The sequence below is a fragment of the Methylophilus sp. YYY-1 genome (assembly GCF_029132825.1).
GTDB classification, from domain to species: Bacteria; Pseudomonadota; Gammaproteobacteria; order Burkholderiales; family Methylophilaceae; genus Methylophilus; species Methylophilus glucosoxydans.
The window spans coordinates 278,122-296,714 of the sequence record NZ_WOVG01000003.1; the positions used below are offsets into that span (position 1 = coordinate 278,122).

Consider the following 18,593-nt stretch of genomic DNA (forward strand, 5'->3'; position numbering starts at 1 on the left):
CAGCGTGATCGAACCGGGGAATCCGGCTTAACCGCACGGATTAACGCTGCCGGATCACCACGTCAGCCTCTGCCTGTTTTTCGACACGCACGGGCAAAATCTCGGGCAACACGGCCAGCAAGGATGCGATGCCATTGATATCGTATTCGCCGGATAGGCGGTATTGCCCCACCCGGGCATCCGCCAGTGTGATCTGACCAGCGTGATAGCGCTGCAATTCGGCCACCACGTCACGCAGTGGCAGCCCATCAAAAATCAATCGCCCGTGCTGCCAGGCGGTAGCCGCCTCGGCACTGGTGCACCGGTTTTCAGAAATGGCTGCGCCGCGGGTGGTCACCGAGAGATTTTTAGTCAGCCGACGCTGTGCCTGCGCAGTGATCACGTCTACACTGCCCTCCACCACCGTGACCATGGCTCCCTGCGCGGTATTGCGGACGTTAAACACGGTACCGATATCGCGAATCTTCACCTGGTTGGCATCCACGGTAAACGGTTGCCAGGCGTGTTTCACCTTAAACAGTGCTTCGCCTTGTACCAGCGTTAATTGCCGCGAACGCAGATGTTGCTCGGCCACCAGAACGGTGTTGGTATTGAGACTGACAGCAGAGCCATCCGGTAACTGGAAGTGGGCAGACTGACCAATTGCCGTCTGCAGGCGCTGGCTGGACAACACCGGGTCATAGCAGAGCACGGCCGCCAACAGGCCGCAAGCGGTGGTTGCCAACGCCTGTTTTATTCGACGCCGTTGCCGGGTTTGCTGTATGGCTTCCTGCAGCAAGGCCTCCCTGGAGGGAAAGTGCGCGCGCAAGGCGTCAGTGTATGGCGCCAGCGGATCTTGATGGTCAGCAGGCTGGTTGGGCGCACGCAATGTGTGGTCCGGTGCTTTCATAGCCCCGCCCATTGCCGCTGGATGCTGCCCATGGCCTTGTTAAAATGTTGCGTCACCATATTACGTGAAATACCCAGTGCATCGGCAATCTCCTGCTGCGGCATGTCGTGCAGGCGATGCAGCAAAAACACTTGCCGTTGCCGGGCTGGCAGCGCTTCTATGATGCGCTTCAAAGCCTCAAGACGTTGTACAAAATGCATGACGCGTTCGCCATCGATCTGGTGCGCGTGCTCCGCTGTCTGCTGCAATTGATTGAGGTGGGATTGTTGCGTCTGGTACTGGCGGTAGCGGTCAATCGCGCGGTGACGCGACAGCTTGCGCAAAAACGCCATCGGCGTTTGCACCGCCAGCTGCGGTGGCCGCTCCATGATCTCCAGGCAAACATCATGCACCACATCCCTGGCGAAATGCTGGTCGCCAAAACGGCGTCTGACATAGCTCACCAATTCGTCGTAGTGATAGACCAAGGCAACCACGAGTTTGGAATGTTCAGGATGAAGATGCACTGCGCAAAAGACAATCAATAAAAACCATATCTTAGCGGCAGGCAAGAAAAAACACAAATGAAAATCATTATCAATAAAAAATAATTGTTTACCGCCTCCTCGCGTGGTAAAAAAGGGCCCTCTATGCGGGCCCTGTAAGTGAATGTGTAAGTGATTTTAGTACGCTGGCTTAAAGTGCGGCCTGTGCACGCAACTGCTGGGCCGCAGACACCATATTGCGCAAGGCCGGGATCACTTCTGCCCATTGGCGGGTTTTCAAGCCACAATCCGGGTTCACCCACAAACGTTCGGCCGGGATGCGCGCCGCCGCTTTTTGCATCAAGGCGACCATCCGCTCAGGTTCTGGAATATTCGGCGAGTGAATATCGTAAACACCGGGCCCAATTTCATTCGGGTAGTTAAAGTCATCAAACGCATCCAGCAGCTCCATGTCCGAGCGCGAGGTTTCTATGGTGATGACGTCGGCATCCATGTCGGCAATCTCGGCAATAATGTCATTGAATTCCGAGTAACACATATGGGTATGGATCTGGGTTTCATCGGCCACCCCATTTGCGGTGATACGGAACGACGCCACCGCCCATTGCAGATACTTTTTCCAGTCTGACTTACGCAGGGGCAAGCCCTCTCGCAAGGCCGCCTCGTCAATCTGGATCATGCGGATACCGGCTTTTTCCAGGTCCAGCACCTCCTGGCGTATGGCGAGCGCTAACTGGTAGCAAGACACTTCACGTGGCTGATCATCGCGCACAAACGACCAGTTCAACATGGTCACCGGGCCGGTCAGCATGCCTTTCATCGGCTTGCTGGTCAGTGATTGCGCGTATTCAATCCATTGCACTGTCATGGCTTTTGGGCGGCTGATATCGCCGAACAGGATAGGCGGCTTGACGCAACGTGAGCCGTAGGACTGCACCCAACCAAACTGGCTGAAGGCATAGCCCTCCAGTTGCTCGCCAAAATACTCCACCATGTCGTTGCGCTCCGCCTCGCCATGCACCAGCACATCCAGCCCCAGCGCTTCCTGCTCACGCACACTACGCGCAATTTCGGCTTTCATCACGGCCTGATAATCTGCCTGATCCAACTCACCTGCCTTGAACTGGCGACGCGCCTGACGGATTTCTGCCGTCTGCGGGAACGAACCGATGGTCGTGGTGGGGAATTTGGGCAGGTTGAACAAAGCGGCCTGTTTGGCAGCGCGCTGCGTATAAACGTTCTGGCGCTGCCCCAGTTGCGGCGTCAATGTTTGCAGCACGGCCTTCACAGCCGGATTGTGCACACGCTTGGATAGCCGACGCGCCTCTATCGCCACCTGATTGACGGCCAAAGCCACTTTCACCGCCTCGCGGCCATGATTTAAGGCCGTGGCCAGCACCTGCAGCTCTTCGAGCTTTTGCTTGGCAAATGCCAGCCATGACTTGATTTCGCTATCCAGTTTAAGCTCGCTGTCGAGGTCCACCGGCACATGCAACAGCGAACAAGAAGGCGCCAGCCACAAACGGTCCCCCAGACGCTCGGCAATCGGCGCCAGCCAGTCCAGTGTCGCATTCAAATCAGTTTTCCAGATATTGCGGCCATTGATCACACCCAGAGACAGCACCTTGTGTGCAGGCAACATTGCCAGCAACGGCACAATTTCATGGCGGGCATTGATGGCGTCTATATGCAAACCGGCGACCGGCAGGTTGGCTGCCAGGTATTGGTTATCCGCCAGCGGGCCAAAATAGGTCGCCAGCAGCAGCTTGACGCGGCTACTCTTGAGTTGGTGATAGGCCAGGTTAAACGCATGCTGCCATTCCGGTGTCAGCTCGGTCACCAGCACAGGTTCGTCCACCTGCACCCACGCCACGCCCTGCTGCGCCAGCGTTTCAAGCAACTCGGCATAGACATTGAGCAATTGCGGCAACAGCGCCAGCCGGTCCGAATCATCCTTGGCCTTGCCAATCGCCAGATAAGTCACTGGTCCAATGATCACCGGCTTGGTTTGCACGCCCAGTGTTTTGGCTTCGGCCAATTGCGCAAGCAGGCGCGACGCATCCAGCTTGAAATGCGTGTTGGCCGTAAACTCGGGCACGATATAGTGATAATTGGTATCAAACCATTTGGTCATCTCGCCTGCCGCCACACCACCACAACATTGCGCATGCGCTTCCGCAGACTCAGCCGAGCGTCCACGCGCCACACGGAAATAGTTATCCAGTGGGTCACCATGAAAATCCTGAACCCGCGCAGGCAAATTGCCGAGCGTAAAACTCATGTCCAGCACCTGGTCATAAAACGCAAAGTCGCCCACAGGTGCAAAATCCAGCACCGATTGCAATTGCCAGTGCTGTTGCCGCAGGTCTTTGCCTATCTGCTTGAGGGTGTCTAACGAAGACTGGCCTTTCCAGTAAGCCTCCAGCGCAAACTTGAGCTCACGCTGTGCGCCTATGCGTGGAAAACCGAGATTGTGGGTCGTGATCATGATGGGTTCCTTAACAAATCAGAACCGGCATTCTAGAAAACACAACCCATGAAGTAAAATGGTATTATTTCAACCATCTATTAATTTAATTCATACATAGAGACATGATAGAACGTATCCATCTGGCGATTATCCGTGAGGTCGAGCAACAAGGCTCACTCACCGCCGCCGCTGAAAAACTGTTTCTCACGCAGTCGGCGCTCAGTCATTCGATTAAAAAGCTCGAACAACAACTGGGGACGGATATCTGGCTACGCGAAGGCCGCAGCCTGCGCCTAACTCAGGCCGGGCAATATCTGCTCGCCGTTGCTAACCGCCTGCTGCCGCAGTTATCACTGGCTGAAGAGCGGCTGCGCCAGTTTGCGCAAGGCGAACGCGGCACCCTGCGCATCGGCATGGAATGCCACCCGTGTTACCAATGGCTGCTCAAAGTGGTCTCGCCCTACCTGGCTGACTGGCCGGATGTGGATGTAGACGTCAAACAGAAGTTCCAGTTTGGCGGCATCGGCGCGCTGTTTGGCTACGAGATCGACATGCTGGTCACGCCCGACCCCTTGTATAAACCCGGCCTGCTGTTTCAGCCGGTGTTTGATTACGAACAAGTGCTGGTGGTGCCTCGCCAGCATGTTTTAGCTGAGGCGGAATATGTGACGCCGGCACAACTCAGCAGCGAAACGCTGATCACCTACCCGGTAGACATAGACCGCCTCGATATTTACAACCAGTTTCTACAACCCGCCGGCATCAGTCCGCACCTGCATAAGCCCATAGAAACCACAGATATCATGCTGCAAATGGTCGCCAGCGGCCGCGGAGTGGCAGCTTTACCGCGTTGGTTAGTGGAGGAATATCAAGCCCGGTTTGACGTGGTGCCGGTCAAGCTTGGTAAGCAAGGTATTGCCAAGCAGATTTACTTAGGGATTCGTGAAGCAGATATACAGATTGATTATGTACAGGCGTTTATTGGCTTGGCACAGGCTTAATGCACCCATGCGGTTAGCCGTTTTGATTGGTGGCTAACCCACACGAATCAGATGGCTCGCCCAAGGTGGTACGGTGGTGTACAAAGCATGGAAGCCGCTATTAAAGCTTCCAAAGTTAAATTGCTTGCTCTGGGCTAGCAGAGTGAGCGCGTTTCTTGAAAACAGGCTGATATGGCCATTGCGCGGGGATGCATACCACCAGCTCAGCCGCTGGTTTGGATGGATATTACCGTCAGAGAGCAAGGTAGAAAACAACACCAATCCGTCTTGAGCCAACAACGATGACAAGTCTGACATCAGCGCCCATACATCAGGCACATGCTCGAACACCTCAAAGGCGGTGATGAGCTCAAATTGTCCGAGCGATGCAATGTCTGTCTGCTTGTCTACAAAGGGATCATACGACTTAGAATGCCAACCTGCCGCTGACAATTGCCGTGAGAGCAACCCGTTGCCGCCGCCATAATCCAGATGCCGCAACGTAGGCGGAAAAACAGGGAAGATCGAACGCAAGACCTCTGCATTTGAGGTTGGCCTGATCTGAAGATAGTCAGGATCGACCACCCCATAGTCCGCGTTGTAGATATCTTCCTCAAACCTGCTTAAAGGCCATTGGTGCAGCTCAGGCGCCCAGCAAAAACCGCAGTGATTGCACAGGCCGTAATAGACGGCAACGCCTGTGAGAGGCAGATACTTTCCACGCTGCTCCTCGCAAGATTTGTTTAAATCCACCACATCCAGCAGTGATCCCGCGGTTTTGCAAACGGGGCAGACCAGGCGTTCTTTCATGATAGTCAAAGCGCTAACAAGGCTCTTTAAAACAATGATTCCTACATGTTGCCAGTGCCGTGTATGGAGGTCAACAGGAGGGCATTCGAGGCTGGCGGTTTATTCTAGCTGCAAAACTTGCTCGCGCAATTGCGCGAAGGTATTGGACTCACCACGCAAAGTGAAGAAGGTGCCCTCTTCCTCAGAGCGCTCGCTCAACACCTGGCAACTGCTATAAATTTTGCCGCGCACTTGTTGTGCCGACCATGGCAGGAAAAGCTCGGTTTCCTCCAGGTCTTGCTGAAAAAAGTCGACGATCTTCTGCCGCAGACTAGCCACTTCTTCCGGGCGGCGTGCACTCATGACGATGCAATCTGGATATTTCAGGCGCAGTGCAGCTTCACATTCGGCTTGCGCGGCGGCATCACCCACATAATCTATCTTGTTAAACACGCGAATCCGCGGCACGGTGTTAGCTTCAATTTCCTCCAGCACGGTGTCCGTGACTTCCAACTGACGCTCAAACCCGGGGTCACTGGCATCAATTACATGCAGCAACAACGCCGCATCCAGTGCCTCATCCAGCGTGGATTTAAAAGAAGCCACCAGGCCATGCGGCAGGTTTTTAATAAAGCCGACGGTATCGCTGACCAGCACGCGCGGCACGCTCTCGGGGTACAAGGCGCGCACCGTGGTATCCAGCGTGGCAAACAGCTTGTTCGCCACCAGCACCTCGCTGCCCGTGAGCGCACGCATCAGGGTAGATTTACCGGCATTGGTGTAACCCACCAGCGCCACACTCGCCATCGTCTGCCGCTCCTGACGCCGCGCACGTTGCGTGCGGCGCTCGCCATCCATGATCGCAATCTCTTGTTGCAGCTCAGCGATGCGGTCACGAATCTTGCGTCTATCCAGCTCGGTGTGCGATTCACCGGCACCGCGCCCTCCCGCCCCGCTACGCTGCCGCCCCTGTGGACCCGCCAGCTTGGCGGCCTCGCGCAAACGTGGCGCCATATAACCCAGCCGCGCAATCTCCACCTGCGCACGCGCTGCGCGTGAGCGAGCGTTGCGGTGAAAAATTTCGAGAATGACCATGGTACGGTCCATCACCTCGCAACCGACTTCAATTTCGAGGTTACGCGCCTGCGACGGCGAGATTTCATGGTCCACCAGCACCGCCTCAATATTCAGCGCCTCTGGATTAAACGCCAGCACCTCAGGGTCACCGGCCATACTGCGCACATAATCACGAATCTCTTCACGCTTACCCACGCCCAGATAGCCCGTGATATCAAAGCCTGCGCGCTTCTGCACAAAGGTGTGGATAATCTTGTAGCCCAGCGTTTTTGCCAGTTCACGCAGCTCATTCAGCGAAGCTTCAAACTCCATATCACTGACATTGGGCAGTTGCACGGCCGCCACAACGGCATGACTGACGGGCTCTTTGACTTCACTTTGCATGAGGGAACGACGCTTCTTGAATGGTAGAGGGCAGATAGTACCTGCAAATGCGGGATTAGACTAAGTTGTTTGACGCACAGGCGCGCCTTCAACGTTTTGGAGGGATATAAACTTCCTCATCATTATTTTTGTCTTTTTTGTCGCGTGCAGGCCAATCACAGCTACATGCATCTGCGCAGTTAAAGGCTTCAAAAATAGGACAGGATTTAAGATTTGGCATCTTACACCCCATATCGCAGGGTGAGTCGCATCCGATATCACAGTCGCCGCGCTGGCTCCGATGCGGTCTAAGCTTCGGAGGGGAATACCGCCGACTAGATACGCCACATAGGTACAGTCGCTTTCTCAGAATAATAAAGCCATCAATGACGCCATATCGTTGGACTGCACGCAAGCCAAGCACAGAACAGCTCGCATGCCCGGTGTGATAGCGATACGAGCAACAAAAACCCTTGTACGGAGAAATGAAGCGTTGATAAAAGCGGATTACTTTGAGCAAAAGTGACTTCATTTCTATATTTTTGCCTTGCAACAATATTCTTTAGTCTGTAGATAACGTTTGACATGAGAGGCGGCGCAAGGGCGTAGTCCCTGTGACTTCCTCTCGCTGGAAGAGTTAGGCGCTTCTTCTTTGGCGCGCATCATCTTGCAGTACATCTAGAGTGGCATTTAGCCAAAGTGCAAAGCCAATCAGCTGGCTCTTTGGCTCCAGTTCAGAAAACTCAGAGGGTAAAGTCGGATCCGCGTCTCTGCGAGTCGTTGAGTACGTTCGAATGATCGCTTGCCGATCATCTTGTGAAACTGAACGTAAGAGCTTGGCAACTGACTCGGCTGAAAGCTGTGCGTTGATTTTGTGCGCGAATGCGTTTCGAAGATCGCCAAGCTCTTTCAGAGGCGCAAATAGGCTCTTGTGCATTCCCATTGCGCAGCAGAGTCTCAGTTTCTGTTCATACCTGAGACGAGGAAGTTCGCTAGGAAAAGGTATGAGCAAATCTAGCAAAGTGTTTATGGACGACTCAATGTAGATGTGGGTTCTAACGACAACCCCAAGATCGTCTTCTCCGAAGAGTGCATTAAGAAACTCAGCTTTGAGGGTTCTGGGTTGCATACTTGCAAGCACCTAACGTTCAAGATCAGGAACGCTGCGCGACGCTTTATCGCACAGCGTCCCCTGCACCGCCGGGTTAGAGGAGCCGTTCATCGCGCAAGTCTCTTTCTCAGGGAATCGGCCTTGCGCTTGACACCAACCTTCGGATTGATGAGCAACGCCGCATCGAAAGGTCTGTAGCGTGGGCAACTCGTTGCCCACGCGTAAAATCGTTATCCGTCACCAAACGCTCCTTCCACAAAATCTAGCCCAACACCCCAATGCTCATTATAAACGCCCGCTTTAACATATCGGTGAAATGTTGAATAAGGCCAATCTTTCACATTATTCACTAAGCCATGTTTAAGCGGGTTGAAATGCAAATAATCCATATGCTTAGCATAATCGTTATCATCGCGAATTTGATGCTCCCAATACCGGCGTTGCCAAATGGTCGATTCACGATGTTTTGTTTTGGACGCTGACATCCATTCAGTATGGTTTAAGCGCGCACCGCAAGCACGGCTTACATAGCGTTTGATGAGGTGCCAACGAAGCGCAAAGTTTGCATCATTGGGTGGTAGCGTCCATATGGAATGAATATGGTCAGGCAACAACACCCATGCGTCTATTGTAAACGGGATGTCAGTACGGACTTTTTGGATGGCATGTTTTAACGCATCACGTACATCATCATCACAAAGAAATCTTTGCCTGCGGTAAGTCACAACTGTAAAAAAGTAAGTGGCTCCAGCAGTATTGGCGCGACGATAACGTGACATGGTGGAATTGTGCGTGAGTTTTACCGCGTGGGCAACGAGTTGCCCACCCTACCTGACTCATGATGCCCAACGTTTAAAGTAAGAGGCTGGCGACAATGGTGGCTCAGCCCTCGTTATTAATAAACATTTCATAAAAGCACCTTTTCGCCAGTCCCGCTTGACTGATGGGTTAGGCTTTTGAGAGCAAACTGTATGCATATGGTTCGCTATTTAATGAGTATTGCTGCCCCAATTGAAGACAGGAAACCTAAGCCAATTAAGGTGGAGCCTGCCTTAATTGACAACAAGGTCATTCTTTTCCAGCATGCCGTTACTGATTTTAAGACTTGGCTTGCCCAAATAATGCCAACAAAAGAAATTAAGCTAGCAATCGTTACAATAATATAACCTTCCATAAGCACCCCAGCTGCGACCCATGGCATTAAACCGCTATCTCCACCTTGAAGCGACAATGCGGCCAAGGCTAGCCAAATGAAAATAATTAATGAACCAAACACGATAAGAGTTATAGCCAACACTGCTTCTATTTTATGCAACATCAACAATATGCCTAACGTTTGAGATAAGGGGCTGGCGAGGATGTTGGCACAGCCGATGTTATTAAAATTGATTTCATAGAAGCTTGTTTTCGCCAGTCCCGCTTGATTGATGGGTTAGCCAGTATGCTTAACCACGGAGAGCAAATGATAGACTCTCTCTGCTGAAAGTGCATGAGTTAATACTGGGTTGGCAAGCTCGTAAAGAACCTCGCTAACGACAGGCTCTGATAATGCCAAATCATCCCTACACTCAAGGGCATTGGCCCAGGCCTCAACATCCGAAGCGGTGAGAGTACCTTCGGTGAGTAAATTTAACACTCGCTCTAGGTTTTCTGGGGCTAAGACGGCTAAATATTCTTCACTGTCCCATGCAAATTGGGACATGCGTGCAATTGCTTGTGCAATTGGCAATTCAGCTTCGACAAGAGCTTTGAGAGCTTCTACGCGTTTCATATGGCTAACGTAATGTAGGCATCCTAAATGACGGAAAACATTCCGTCATTGATGCTTTTTTGATTGAAGGTTTAAGGGCTTTATTTAACATTTTCATATTGTTATTTAATTTTAGCCCATCCTAAAATACAAACCTAAACCCGTCAATTACGCTTTTTGTGAAAATCTAACTCCCACCCAGCGCCTTATACAACCCTACCTGATTCTGCAACGCCTGCTGTTGAATCTGCACGGCTTGCGACTGCGCGTCTAACACGCTGCGTTGTGCATCAAGCAACTCTAAATAAGTCACCAGTCCTTGATCAAGCTTGCGTTTCACCAGTTGCAAGCGACTGCTCTCCAGCTCTCGCAAACGTTCTCTGGCGGCAAACTCTTCGGCAATCACTGTGCGTGTACTAAGCACATCCATCACTTCTTTAAACGCGGTCTGGATGGTTTTTTCGTAATTGACGACCTCGATATGCTGGCGGGCTTGGGCCAGGTTGAGGTTGGCTTTGTTGCGGCCGTAGTTAAAGATCGGGAGCACCAGTTGCGGGCTGAAGGCCCAGTAGTTGCTGCCTGTATCCGAGAACAATTTGGAGAAGTCTGAATTGACCAAACCGACATTGGTAGTGAGTTGCAGGCGTGGGTAAAACGCGGCTCTGGCAGCACCTATATTGGCGTTGGCGGATTTGAGCTGATGCTCGGCAGCACGAATATCGGCCCGTCTGGTGAGTAGGCTGGAGGGCAAACCTGGCGTGACGTCGGCCAGTTTCAAGGCGGCGAGCGGCTTGACTGGGAGTGGCGTGCGGTGTGAGGTTTCGCCCAGTAGCAGATACAAAGCATTTTGCGTAGTGGCGAGCTGGCGCTGCCATTGTGCGAGCTGCGCTTGTACTTGCTCAACCTGAATTTGCGCGGCTTTCACGTCCAGCACTTGATCCAACCCGGCTTCAAAGCGGCGCTGGGTGCGTTGCAGGGTTTGCTTGCGGTCATCCAGCGTTTGCTGGGCGAGCTTGAGCTGGTCGTTAATCGCTAAAAAATTGACGTATTGGGTGGCAATCTCGGTGATCAGCGTGGTTTGTACCACTTGCCGGTTTTCGCTCACGGCAAGGTATTGCTCCAGCGCGGATTGCGTCAGACTTTTCACGCGTCCAAACACATCGATTTCATAGTCAGAAATACCCACACCAACGCGGTAAAGCTCTGCCTCAAATGCCTGGCTGGAGCTGAACACGGTGCGGCTACGGTCGTAGTTGAGGTTGCCCTGTATGGTTGGCAGGCGGTCGGCCTTTTGTACGCCATAGGTGGCTTTGGCCTCATCCATGCGCAACACAGCGGTTTTGAGGTCACGGTTATGCTCCAGCCCGACCTGAATCAGGCGCTGCAAATCAGCATCTGCAAAGTAGCTTTGCCAGCTAAGTGGCGGCGCTTCGCTCACGGTGTCACTTGCTGGCTGGCCTGGATAAACCTCAGGCACTGGCGCGGCGGGCCTGAAATACTCAGGCACGAGCGAGCAACCGCCCATTGCAAAAGCCACGGCAAGGATGATGGAAATACGGCTAAACTTCATGAGACACCCTTTGCTGTGAGGCTGGTTGTTTCATCCAGCGGCCCACGACAATAAAAAACAACGGCACGAAAAAGATGGCGAGCAAGGTAGCTGTGACAATCCCGCCAAGCACACTTGTGCCGATGGCCACTTGTGCACCGGAGGCGGCACCGGTTGAGAATGCTAACGGGATCACGCCAACGCCAAAGGCGAGCGAGGTCATCACAATCGGGCGCAGACGTTCTTTGGCCGCCATCAAGCTCGCTTCCATCAGCGGCATGCCTTGCAACACGTGTTCGCGCGCAAACTCCACAATCAGAATGGCGTTTTTGGCTGACAGACCGATGGTCGCAATCAGACCGACCTTGAAATAAATATCATTGGGTAATTCACGCAAGGTCACCCCCAGCAAGGCACCCAGCACGCCCAATGGCACCACGAGCATGACGGCAAACGGAATCGCCCAGCTTTCATACAAGGCGGCCAATACCAGAAACACCACCAGGATGGACAAGCCAAACAGCAGGCTGGCCTGGCTGCCCGACTGTTTTTCTTCCAGCGATTGCCCGGCCCACTCATAGCCGATGCCTTTTCCCAGGCCATTCACCAGGGTTTCCATGGTGCGCATGGCTTCGCCACTGCTAAAGCCAGGCGCGGGACCGCCATTGATGTTAAATGACGGAAAACCATTAAAGCGCGTGCGTTGCGGCGTGCCCATGGCCCAGTCCAGCGTCATGATGGAAGCCAGTGGCACCAGGCCCCCATCTGCCGCTTTGAGGCGGATTTTCTTAATATCTTCCAGCGTTTGCCGCTGCCTGCCATCGGCCTGCACAATCACGCGGCGCACCTGATTGCCATAGACAAAATCGCCCAGGTAATTCGAGCCGAGCAGCGTCGCCAGCGAGTCGTTGATTTCATCCAGTGACACGCCCAGCGCCTTGGCCTTGCTACGGTCTAGCTGCATGTTGACCACTGGCGTGTCATACAAGCCAGCAAACAATACATTGGCCAACTCTGGCCGCTGGGCAGACTCAGCCAGCAACTGGTCGCGCGCTTTCATCAGCGCCTCAACACCCACGCTGGCACGGTCTACCAGCCGCAGGTCAAAGCCGCCAAAACTGCCCAACTCTGGCAAGGGCGGCGCATTCATGGCAAAAATAGTTAAATTGGGGCGCCCAAAAAACTTCTGGTTGACGCGGTTTACAATCGCCTGCACCTGTTGATCTGGGTTTGGCCGTTCTGCCCAGTCTTTGAGCGTGATAAACAGCATGCCGCTATTGGTGCTGGTGCCATAAAAGCTAAAGCCGCTCACCTCAAAGATAATATCAACGGGCTCATGTGCCTGAATATACTCACTCATATCGCCCAGCACTTTGGCGGTTTCTGCCAGCGTCGCGCCTTGTGGCAACGACACCATGACCATAAAGTTACCCTGGTCTTCTTCGGGCAAAAACGCATTTGGCAAACGCACCAGCAGCCAGCCTGCCAGCGCGACAATCAAGGCAAACATGGCCAGCCAGCGCATAGGCTTTTTGAGCAGACCGCCAGTGAGGTGGGTATAGCGCTCAGTCATACGCTGAAAGCTGCGGTTAAACCAGACAAAAAAGCGCGCTTTGTTGCCTGTCTCATGGCGTAGCAACGTCACGCACAAGGCCGGCGTGAGTGAGAGCGCCAAAAAGGCCGAGAAGCTGATAGATACCGACAAAGCCAGCGAAAACTGGCGGTAAATATTGCCGACCGCGCCACTGAAAAAGGCCATGGGGATAAACACCGACACCAACACCGCCGTAATGCCGACCACAGCACCACTGATTTGCGACATGGCTTTGACCGTGGCATCGTAGGCGGACAAGCCCTCTTCCACAATCAGGCGCTCGACGTTTTCAACCACCACAATCGCATCATCCACCAGAATGCCAATCGCCAGCACCACGCCAAACATGGTCAGCACATTAATCGAGTAGCCCAGCCAGTACATGACAGCAAACGTCCCCATCAGGGCAATCGGCACGACAATTGTCGGGATCAGCGTCGCACGCAGGTTTTGCATGAACAGATACATGACCAGGAACACCAGCACAATGGCTTCCACCAAGGTCTGGATCACTTTTTTGATCGAAATCGAAACGAATGCTGACGAGTCATACGAAAGTTGAAAGGCGACATTCGGCGGGAAATATGGCTGCATCTGCTCCATCGCGACCTTGACCCGCTTGATGGTTTCAACCGCATTGGAACCCGGCGCCAGTTTAATCGCCATCCCGGCGGCATTCTTGCCATTGACCCTAGAACTGTAGGTGTAGTCACTGCTGCCCAGCTCGACCTTCGCCACATCTTTAATCAACAGGGCTGAGCCATCTGCCTGCATGCGGATAGGCACATTGGCAAAGTCTTCTACCGTTTTTAACGTAGCCTCGGCTTCGAGTGAGACACTCAGCGGCGCACCGTCCGGCACACCACTGGCCCCCACCTGTCCCAAGGTCAGGCGGGTGTTGTAGCTGCGCAAGGCATTCACGATCTCGGTCACGCCCACATTGAGACCGGCCATTTTTTGCGGGTCTGGCCAGATGCGCATGGCGTATTCCGGGCTGAACGATTGTACTTTACCCACGCCTTGCACACGCTTGAGCGTAGGCATCACCGTGGCCGATGACAGCTCGCCAAGATCAATCTCGCTGTAGCGGTTATCTTCCGAAGTCAGCGATACAATCAACTGAAAACTGTCAGCAGACTTCTCTACCGTGATGCCACTGCGACGTACGATTTCCGGCAAACGCACTTCGACACTTTTGAGGCGGTTTTGCACATCCACGGCAGCCAGATCAGGATTGGTGCCCTGACGGAAAGTGACACTGATGGAGGCCATGCCCACATTGCTGGTGGCAGAAACATACATGAGGCCCGGCATGCCATTCATCTCGCGCTCGATAATCGAGGTCACGGTTTCTTCCACCACCTTGGCCGAGGCGCCAGGGTAAGTTGCGGCGATATTGACCACGGGCGGGGCAATATCAGGATACTGGGCAATCGGTAATTGTTTGATGGCGATCAGGCCAGCCAACACAATTAGAATGGCAATCACCCAGGCAAAAATGGGGCGATCAATAAAAAAACGGCTCATGGCCTGGTTCCTGTCTTTCTGCGCGCTGCCCGGTTAAGGGGCCACGGCTTTGGTGATATTGTCTTGGGCACTGATCAGTTTAGGCGTCACTTTGCTGCCCGCCGTTTGTGCCGCCACATTAGTGACCACCACTTGCTCACCGGCATGCAGCCCTTGCTCAATGACCCACTGTTTGTCTATGACACGGCCGGCTTGTACCTCGCGTGACTCCAGCTCGTTTTTGGCATTCACCACCCACACACGCGTCGAAAACTGGTCACGCATCAACGCATCTCTGGGAATCAGAATCGCATTCGGATTGGTGGCCTGACGGATTTTGATTCTGACGTATGCGCCTGGCATCAACACCTGCTGCGGGTTTTCAAAAATGGCGCGCATGACCACAGAGTCGGTCGTTTGGTTGACGGAGACGTCCGAGAATGAAAGTTTTCCTGCTTGGGCGTACATGGAGCCATCCGGCAAGACCAGTTTAATTTTAAAGTCACCATCGTTGCCTTTGAGCTGGCCATCGCGCAGCGCTTTGCGCAAGGTAAACACTTCAGAAGACGACTGGGAAAAGTTAACATAGACCGGATTGACCTGCTCGACGGTGGTCAGTTGCGTAGCTTCATCTTTGCCGACCAGCGCCCCCTCGGTGACCAGTGCGCGGCGGGCCACGCCATCAATTGGCGCGGTCACATTGGCATACCCTAAATCCAGCCGCGCACGATTGAGTTTGGCCTGGGCAGACGCCACCTCGGCTTTTGCCAGTTGTGCCTCAGCTTGTGCCGCGCGGTAATCACGCTGGCTCACAGACTGGTCGCCAATCAAAGCCTGATAACGCTGCAACTTGTCGTTAGCATTGACCAGGTTGGCCTCGGTCCGTGCCAACTCAGCCTCGGCTTCGAGCTTACTGGCTTGCAACTGCTCGGGATTGATCTGGAATAACGGCGTGCCGGCTTTCACCACCTGCCCTTCCTGGTACAGGCGCTTAGCGACAATGCCGGAGACACGGGCGCGCACCTCGGCAATGCGGTAGGCCTCGACCCGGCCAGGGAGTTCGACCTCATCGGGAATATCCGCCACCTGCACCTTGACCACCTCCACCACAGGCGCCGCGCCTGCGGGCTGAGCGGCTTCTTTCGGCTTGCTGCACGCAGCCAATTGCAAGATCAACAGCGCCGAAAGCGCCAGCGTCGAGTGAGAAATACGGGACATGCACTACCCTTAATTGTATGGATGACAATATTCTAGCGGCACTTTTATAATTAATCAATCATGACTGATTAATTATTTTTTGGTATGATAGCGGCCATCATCAACGACTGGACTGTCACCGAGCCGCCAGGCTAGAACCACCCGACATGGCTAGAAAAACCAAAGAAGACGCGCAAAAAACCCGTGACCAGATTCTGGATGCAGCTGAGCATGTGTTTTACGGCAAAAGCTTTACGCAGGCGACCATGGCTGATATTGCCGATGCCGCGCAACTGTCACGCGGCGCCGTATACGGGCATTATAAAGGTAAGCTTGAAGTCGCCACGGCCATGGCCGAGCGTGTCATCCATCAAGCCTCACCGTTTCAGGGGCAACCGGCGCATAGCGCACTAGAAAACCTGAAACACTACTGCTTGCAGGAAGTGCGCAGTTATATCGAACCCAGCTCTATCCAGCGCGTGCTGTTTTTTCTGTATGTGGGCATTGATGATTCGCCCGAGCTGCTGCAACTGCGCTACAACTGGGAGAAAAAACGCATTGCGCAAATCAACAGCCTGCTGACACAGGCCATTGCCCACAAAGAGCTGCCCGCTGACGTCGATTTTGACTTGGTCAGTCTCTACTGCCAATCGGTGATCGAAGGCGTATTCAGTATTGTTTACTTTGGCAGCATGAGCGAACGTGAACGCTGGCAGCGCGCAGAACAATTGTGTACCTACAGCCTGCAACGCTTGTCCATGCCTTTTTCGCAGCCTTAACCCCGTGCTGCCTGCGATTGGTGATTGACGCGGCATGGCTTCTTGCGGCAAGATAAAAAATAATACATTGATCGCAATTAATTTCAACTTTTTGGCCAGCACACGGTCAGTCTGAACAGGCGGTATGTCTGTGCTTGAAATAGCATCAACGCTTGCGAAACCCATATTGCGTATGCCTGCGCAAATAAAATAACTTAAAAGAAACCCTGACGATGGACCATAACCTGAGCCTGATTACCACCATTGCCGTCGCGTTTGCGCTGGCACTGGTGTTTGGACTAATTGCCGAAAAACTCAAATTGCCTGCGCTGATTGGCTATTTGCTGGCCGGCATCATGATCGGCCCCGCCACCCCTGGCTTTGTCGCCGATCTTGAAATTGCCTCGCAGCTGTCGGAAATCGGCGTCATGTTATTGATGTTTGGCGTCGGCCTGCATTTTTCGGTACAAGACCTGCTGTCGGTCAAACGCATCGCCCTGCCCGGCGCACTGGCGCAGATGACGCTGGCAACCCTGCTAGGCATGCTGGTCGCCTGGAGTTGGCACTGGAGCTGGGGCGAAGGCCTGGTATTTGGTTTGTCCCTGTCTTGCGCCAGTACGGTGGTATTGCTCAAGGCGCTGGAGTCACGCCGTATTCTGGAAAGCATGAACGGCAAGATTGCAGTCGGCTGGCTGGTGGTGGAAGACATGGTGACCGTGCTGGTACTGGTGTTGATGCCTGCCCTGGCGGGCGTGTTGGGCGGTAGCCAGAGTGAAGCAACCAGTGTTGCCGCCATATGGCAAACCATAGGCATGACCTTGCTCGAAGTGGCAGGCTTTATTGCCATCATGCTGGTGGTCGGCAAGCGGGTGTTGCCGTGGTTGCTCTGGTACGTGGCGGGCACCGGCTCGCGCGAGCTGTTCACGCTGACCGTGATCGCGGTGGCGATCGGGGTGGCGTTTTTTGCCTCTACCCTATTTAATGTCTCGTTCGCGTTGGGTGCGTTTTTTGCTGGCATGATCATGCGTGAATCAGAATACAGCCACCGTGCCGCTGAAGATTCGCTGCCGTTCCGCGATGCCTTTGCCGTGTTGTTTTTCGTCTCGGTCGGCATGTTGTTTGACCCTAGCATTCTGATCAAACAACCTGTACAGGTGTTGTCTGTGGTAGCCATTATTATCCTGGGTAAGTCGCTGGCGGCGGTGGCCATTGTGCTGGCCTTACGTTATCCCCTAAATACCGCGTTAACCGTGGCCGCCAGCCTCGGGCAAATCGGTGAGTTCTCGTTTATTCTGGCCGGGCTGGGGGTCTCACTCAACCTGATGTCCCCCGATGGCATGAGCCTGGTACTGGCAGGCGCGCTCATTTCCATTGCCTTGAACCCGCTGGTGTTTGCCTCGATCAAGCCCCTGGCCAATTGGGTGGTCAGCAAGTCTGATCTGGCCCGGCAGTTCTCGCTACGCATGGACCCCTATGGTGAGTTGCCGATGACCACTGAGCGCAAATTCCTCGAAGGCCAGGTGGTGCTGGTCGGTTATGGCCGGGTGGGCAAACGCATTGCGCAGTCACTGACCGCCGCCGCCATCCCCTATGTGGTCGCTGAACAAAACCGTGAAGTGGTGGAAAAACTGCGCAAACAGGGGCAACCTGCTGTCTCGGGGAACGCGGCGGACCCGATGGTGTTGATCCAGGCCCACATTGCCAATGCCTCCCTGCTGATTATTGCCACGCCGGATGCCATGAATATCCGCAAGATGGTGGAGATCGCCAAGCAGCTCAAACCGGATATCGAAGTCGTGATTCGTACCCATCATGAGGACGAATACCTGCGCCTGCAAAAAGAACTGGGCGAGACCGAAGCGGTGTTTTTTGGCGAGGAAGAACTGGCCAAGGGCATGTCTGCCCATGTGTTGCGGCGCTTTGAACGCCCGCATTAAGCGGCATCATAAATGACCTTGTACGCAAATTAACGTATAGCGTGCGGGCCTGGCTGGCGTTAAATTAATACCAAGGTTAATACCTGCTACGCCCCACATTTTAATCACACCGTCAACAGCGCCGGTGATGATTCGAGC

At 53.7% G+C, this 18,593-nt stretch carries 15 protein-coding genes; 3 read left to right on the forward strand and 12 right to left on the reverse strand.

What is annotated here, in order from left to right; translation table 11 throughout:
- Positions 1-40: 40 nt before the first annotated feature.
- The 3 genes from GOC95_RS10415 to metE form a co-directional block, all read right to left on the reverse strand.
- Positions 41-889 (reverse strand): FecR domain-containing protein, encoded by an 849-nt coding sequence (locus GOC95_RS10415; protein WP_275356995.1) that lies wholly within the window; start codon positions 887-889, stop codon positions 41-43.
- Complete coding sequence (locus tag GOC95_RS10420) at positions 886-1,395, reverse strand: RNA polymerase sigma factor (RefSeq protein WP_275356996.1); 510 nt, start codon at positions 1,393-1,395, stop codon at positions 886-888. The genes GOC95_RS10415 and GOC95_RS10420 overlap by 4 nt, the downstream gene beginning before the upstream one ends.
- A 169-nt stretch (positions 1,396-1,564) precedes the next feature.
- Positions 1,565-3,862 carry a 5-methyltetrahydropteroyltriglutamate--homocysteine S-methyltransferase gene (gene metE, locus GOC95_RS10425; RefSeq protein WP_275356997.1) on the reverse strand — a complete coding sequence of 766 codons (2,298 nt, stop codon included), beginning with the start codon at positions 3,860-3,862 and terminating at the stop codon, positions 1,565-1,567.
- Between the two features lie 104 nt (positions 3,863-3,966).
- Between metE and GOC95_RS10430 the strand changes: the two genes are divergently transcribed.
- Complete coding sequence (locus tag GOC95_RS10430; protein ID WP_275356998.1) at positions 3,967-4,845, forward strand: LysR family transcriptional regulator; 879 nt, start codon at positions 3,967-3,969, stop codon at positions 4,843-4,845.
- A gap of 33 nt (positions 4,846-4,878) precedes the next feature.
- On the opposite strand, the gene GOC95_RS10435 is transcribed toward GOC95_RS10430, so the two are convergent.
- The 9 genes from GOC95_RS10435 to GOC95_RS10475 form a co-directional block, all read right to left on the reverse strand.
- Positions 4,879-5,634, reverse strand: a complete 756-nt coding sequence (locus GOC95_RS10435; protein ID WP_275356999.1) for a class I SAM-dependent methyltransferase — start codon at positions 5,632-5,634, stop codon at positions 4,879-4,881.
- A 99-nt stretch (positions 5,635-5,733) separates the two neighbouring features.
- The gene (gene hflX, locus GOC95_RS10440) at positions 5,734-7,074 is read right to left on the reverse strand and encodes a GTPase HflX (protein ID WP_275357000.1); all 1,341 of its coding nucleotides are present in this window, start codon (positions 7,072-7,074) and stop codon (positions 5,734-5,736) included.
- Positions 7,075-7,690: 616 nt separating this feature from the next.
- Positions 7,691-8,182, reverse strand: coding sequence for a hypothetical protein (locus GOC95_RS10445; RefSeq protein ID WP_275357001.1), 492 nt, complete (start codon positions 8,180-8,182; stop codon positions 7,691-7,693).
- 212 nt (positions 8,183-8,394) lie between these two features.
- Positions 8,395-8,943, reverse strand: coding sequence for a transposase (locus GOC95_RS10450; RefSeq protein WP_275357002.1), 549 nt, complete (start codon positions 8,941-8,943; stop codon positions 8,395-8,397).
- A gap of 206 nt (positions 8,944-9,149) precedes the next feature.
- Positions 9,150-9,482 (reverse strand): hypothetical protein, encoded by a 333-nt coding sequence (locus tag GOC95_RS10455; RefSeq protein WP_275357003.1) that lies wholly within the window; start codon positions 9,480-9,482, stop codon positions 9,150-9,152.
- A 114-nt stretch (positions 9,483-9,596) separates the two neighbouring features.
- Positions 9,597-9,935, reverse strand: a complete 339-nt coding sequence (locus GOC95_RS10460; protein WP_275357004.1) for a hypothetical protein — start codon at positions 9,933-9,935, stop codon at positions 9,597-9,599.
- A 166-nt stretch (positions 9,936-10,101) separates the two neighbouring features.
- Positions 10,102-11,484 (reverse strand): efflux transporter outer membrane subunit, encoded by a 1,383-nt coding sequence (locus GOC95_RS10465; protein ID WP_275357005.1) that lies wholly within the window; start codon positions 11,482-11,484, stop codon positions 10,102-10,104.
- Positions 11,474-14,584: a multidrug efflux RND transporter permease subunit gene (locus tag GOC95_RS10470; RefSeq protein WP_275357006.1), complete on the reverse strand. Its 3,111-nt coding sequence runs from the start codon at positions 14,582-14,584 to the stop codon at positions 11,474-11,476. The genes GOC95_RS10465 and GOC95_RS10470 overlap by 11 nt, the downstream gene beginning before the upstream one ends.
- Before the next feature lie 33 nt (positions 14,585-14,617).
- Entirely contained in the window at positions 14,618-15,781 is a 1,164-nt protein-coding gene (locus GOC95_RS10475; RefSeq protein ID WP_275357007.1) for an efflux RND transporter periplasmic adaptor subunit, read from the reverse strand.
- Positions 15,782-15,927: 146 nt separating this feature from the next.
- Here GOC95_RS10475 and GOC95_RS10480 point away from each other — a divergent pair, with 146 nt between their 5' ends.
- Positions 15,928-16,539, forward strand: coding sequence for a TetR family transcriptional regulator (locus GOC95_RS10480; protein ID WP_275357008.1), 612 nt, complete (start codon positions 15,928-15,930; stop codon positions 16,537-16,539).
- Between the two features lie 212 nt (positions 16,540-16,751).
- Positions 16,752-18,455, forward strand: a complete 1,704-nt coding sequence (gene ybaL, locus GOC95_RS10485) for a YbaL family putative K(+) efflux transporter (protein WP_194747217.1) — start codon at positions 16,752-16,754, stop codon at positions 18,453-18,455.
- The last annotated feature ends 138 nt before the right edge of the window (positions 18,456-18,593 follow it).

Excerpts from the sequence above, each read along its gene's own strand:
- ybaL (WP_194747217.1), top strand. The coding sequence starts at position 16,752 with ATGGACCATAACCTGAGCCTGATTACCACCATTGCCGTCGCGTTTGCG.
- GOC95_RS10455 (WP_275357003.1), bottom strand. The coding sequence starts at position 9,482 with ATGTTGCATAAAATAGAAGCAGTGTTGGCTATAACTCTTATCGTGTTT.
- GOC95_RS10450 (WP_275357002.1), bottom strand. The coding sequence starts at position 8,943 with ATGTCACGTTATCGTCGCGCCAATACTGCTGGAGCCACTTACTTTTTT.
- GOC95_RS10445 (WP_275357001.1), bottom strand. The coding sequence starts at position 8,182 with ATGCAACCCAGAACCCTCAAAGCTGAGTTTCTTAATGCACTCTTCGGA.
- GOC95_RS10435 (WP_275356999.1), bottom strand. The coding sequence starts at position 5,634 with ATGAAAGAACGCCTGGTCTGCCCCGTTTGCAAAACCGCGGGATCACTG.
- GOC95_RS10480 (WP_275357008.1), top strand. The coding sequence starts at position 15,928 with ATGGCTAGAAAAACCAAAGAAGACGCGCAAAAAACCCGTGACCAGATT.
- GOC95_RS10465 (WP_275357005.1), bottom strand. The coding sequence starts at position 11,484 with ATGAAGTTTAGCCGTATTTCCATCATCCTTGCCGTGGCTTTTGCAATG.
- metE (WP_275356997.1), bottom strand. The coding sequence starts at position 3,862 with ATGATCACGACCCACAATCTCGGTTTTCCACGCATAGGCGCACAGCGT.
- GOC95_RS10415 (WP_275356995.1), bottom strand. The coding sequence starts at position 889 with ATGAAAGCACCGGACCACACATTGCGTGCGCCCAACCAGCCTGCTGAC.
- GOC95_RS10430 (WP_275356998.1), top strand. The coding sequence starts at position 3,967 with ATGATAGAACGTATCCATCTGGCGATTATCCGTGAGGTCGAGCAACAA.
- GOC95_RS10475 (WP_275357007.1), bottom strand. The coding sequence starts at position 15,781 with ATGTCCCGTATTTCTCACTCGACGCTGGCGCTTTCGGCGCTGTTGATC.
- GOC95_RS10460 (WP_275357004.1), bottom strand. The coding sequence starts at position 9,935 with ATGAAACGCGTAGAAGCTCTCAAAGCTCTTGTCGAAGCTGAATTGCCA.
- hflX (WP_275357000.1), bottom strand. The coding sequence starts at position 7,074 with ATGCAAAGTGAAGTCAAAGAGCCCGTCAGTCATGCCGTTGTGGCGGCC.
- GOC95_RS10470 (WP_275357006.1), bottom strand. The coding sequence starts at position 14,584 with ATGAGCCGTTTTTTTATTGATCGCCCCATTTTTGCCTGGGTGATTGCC.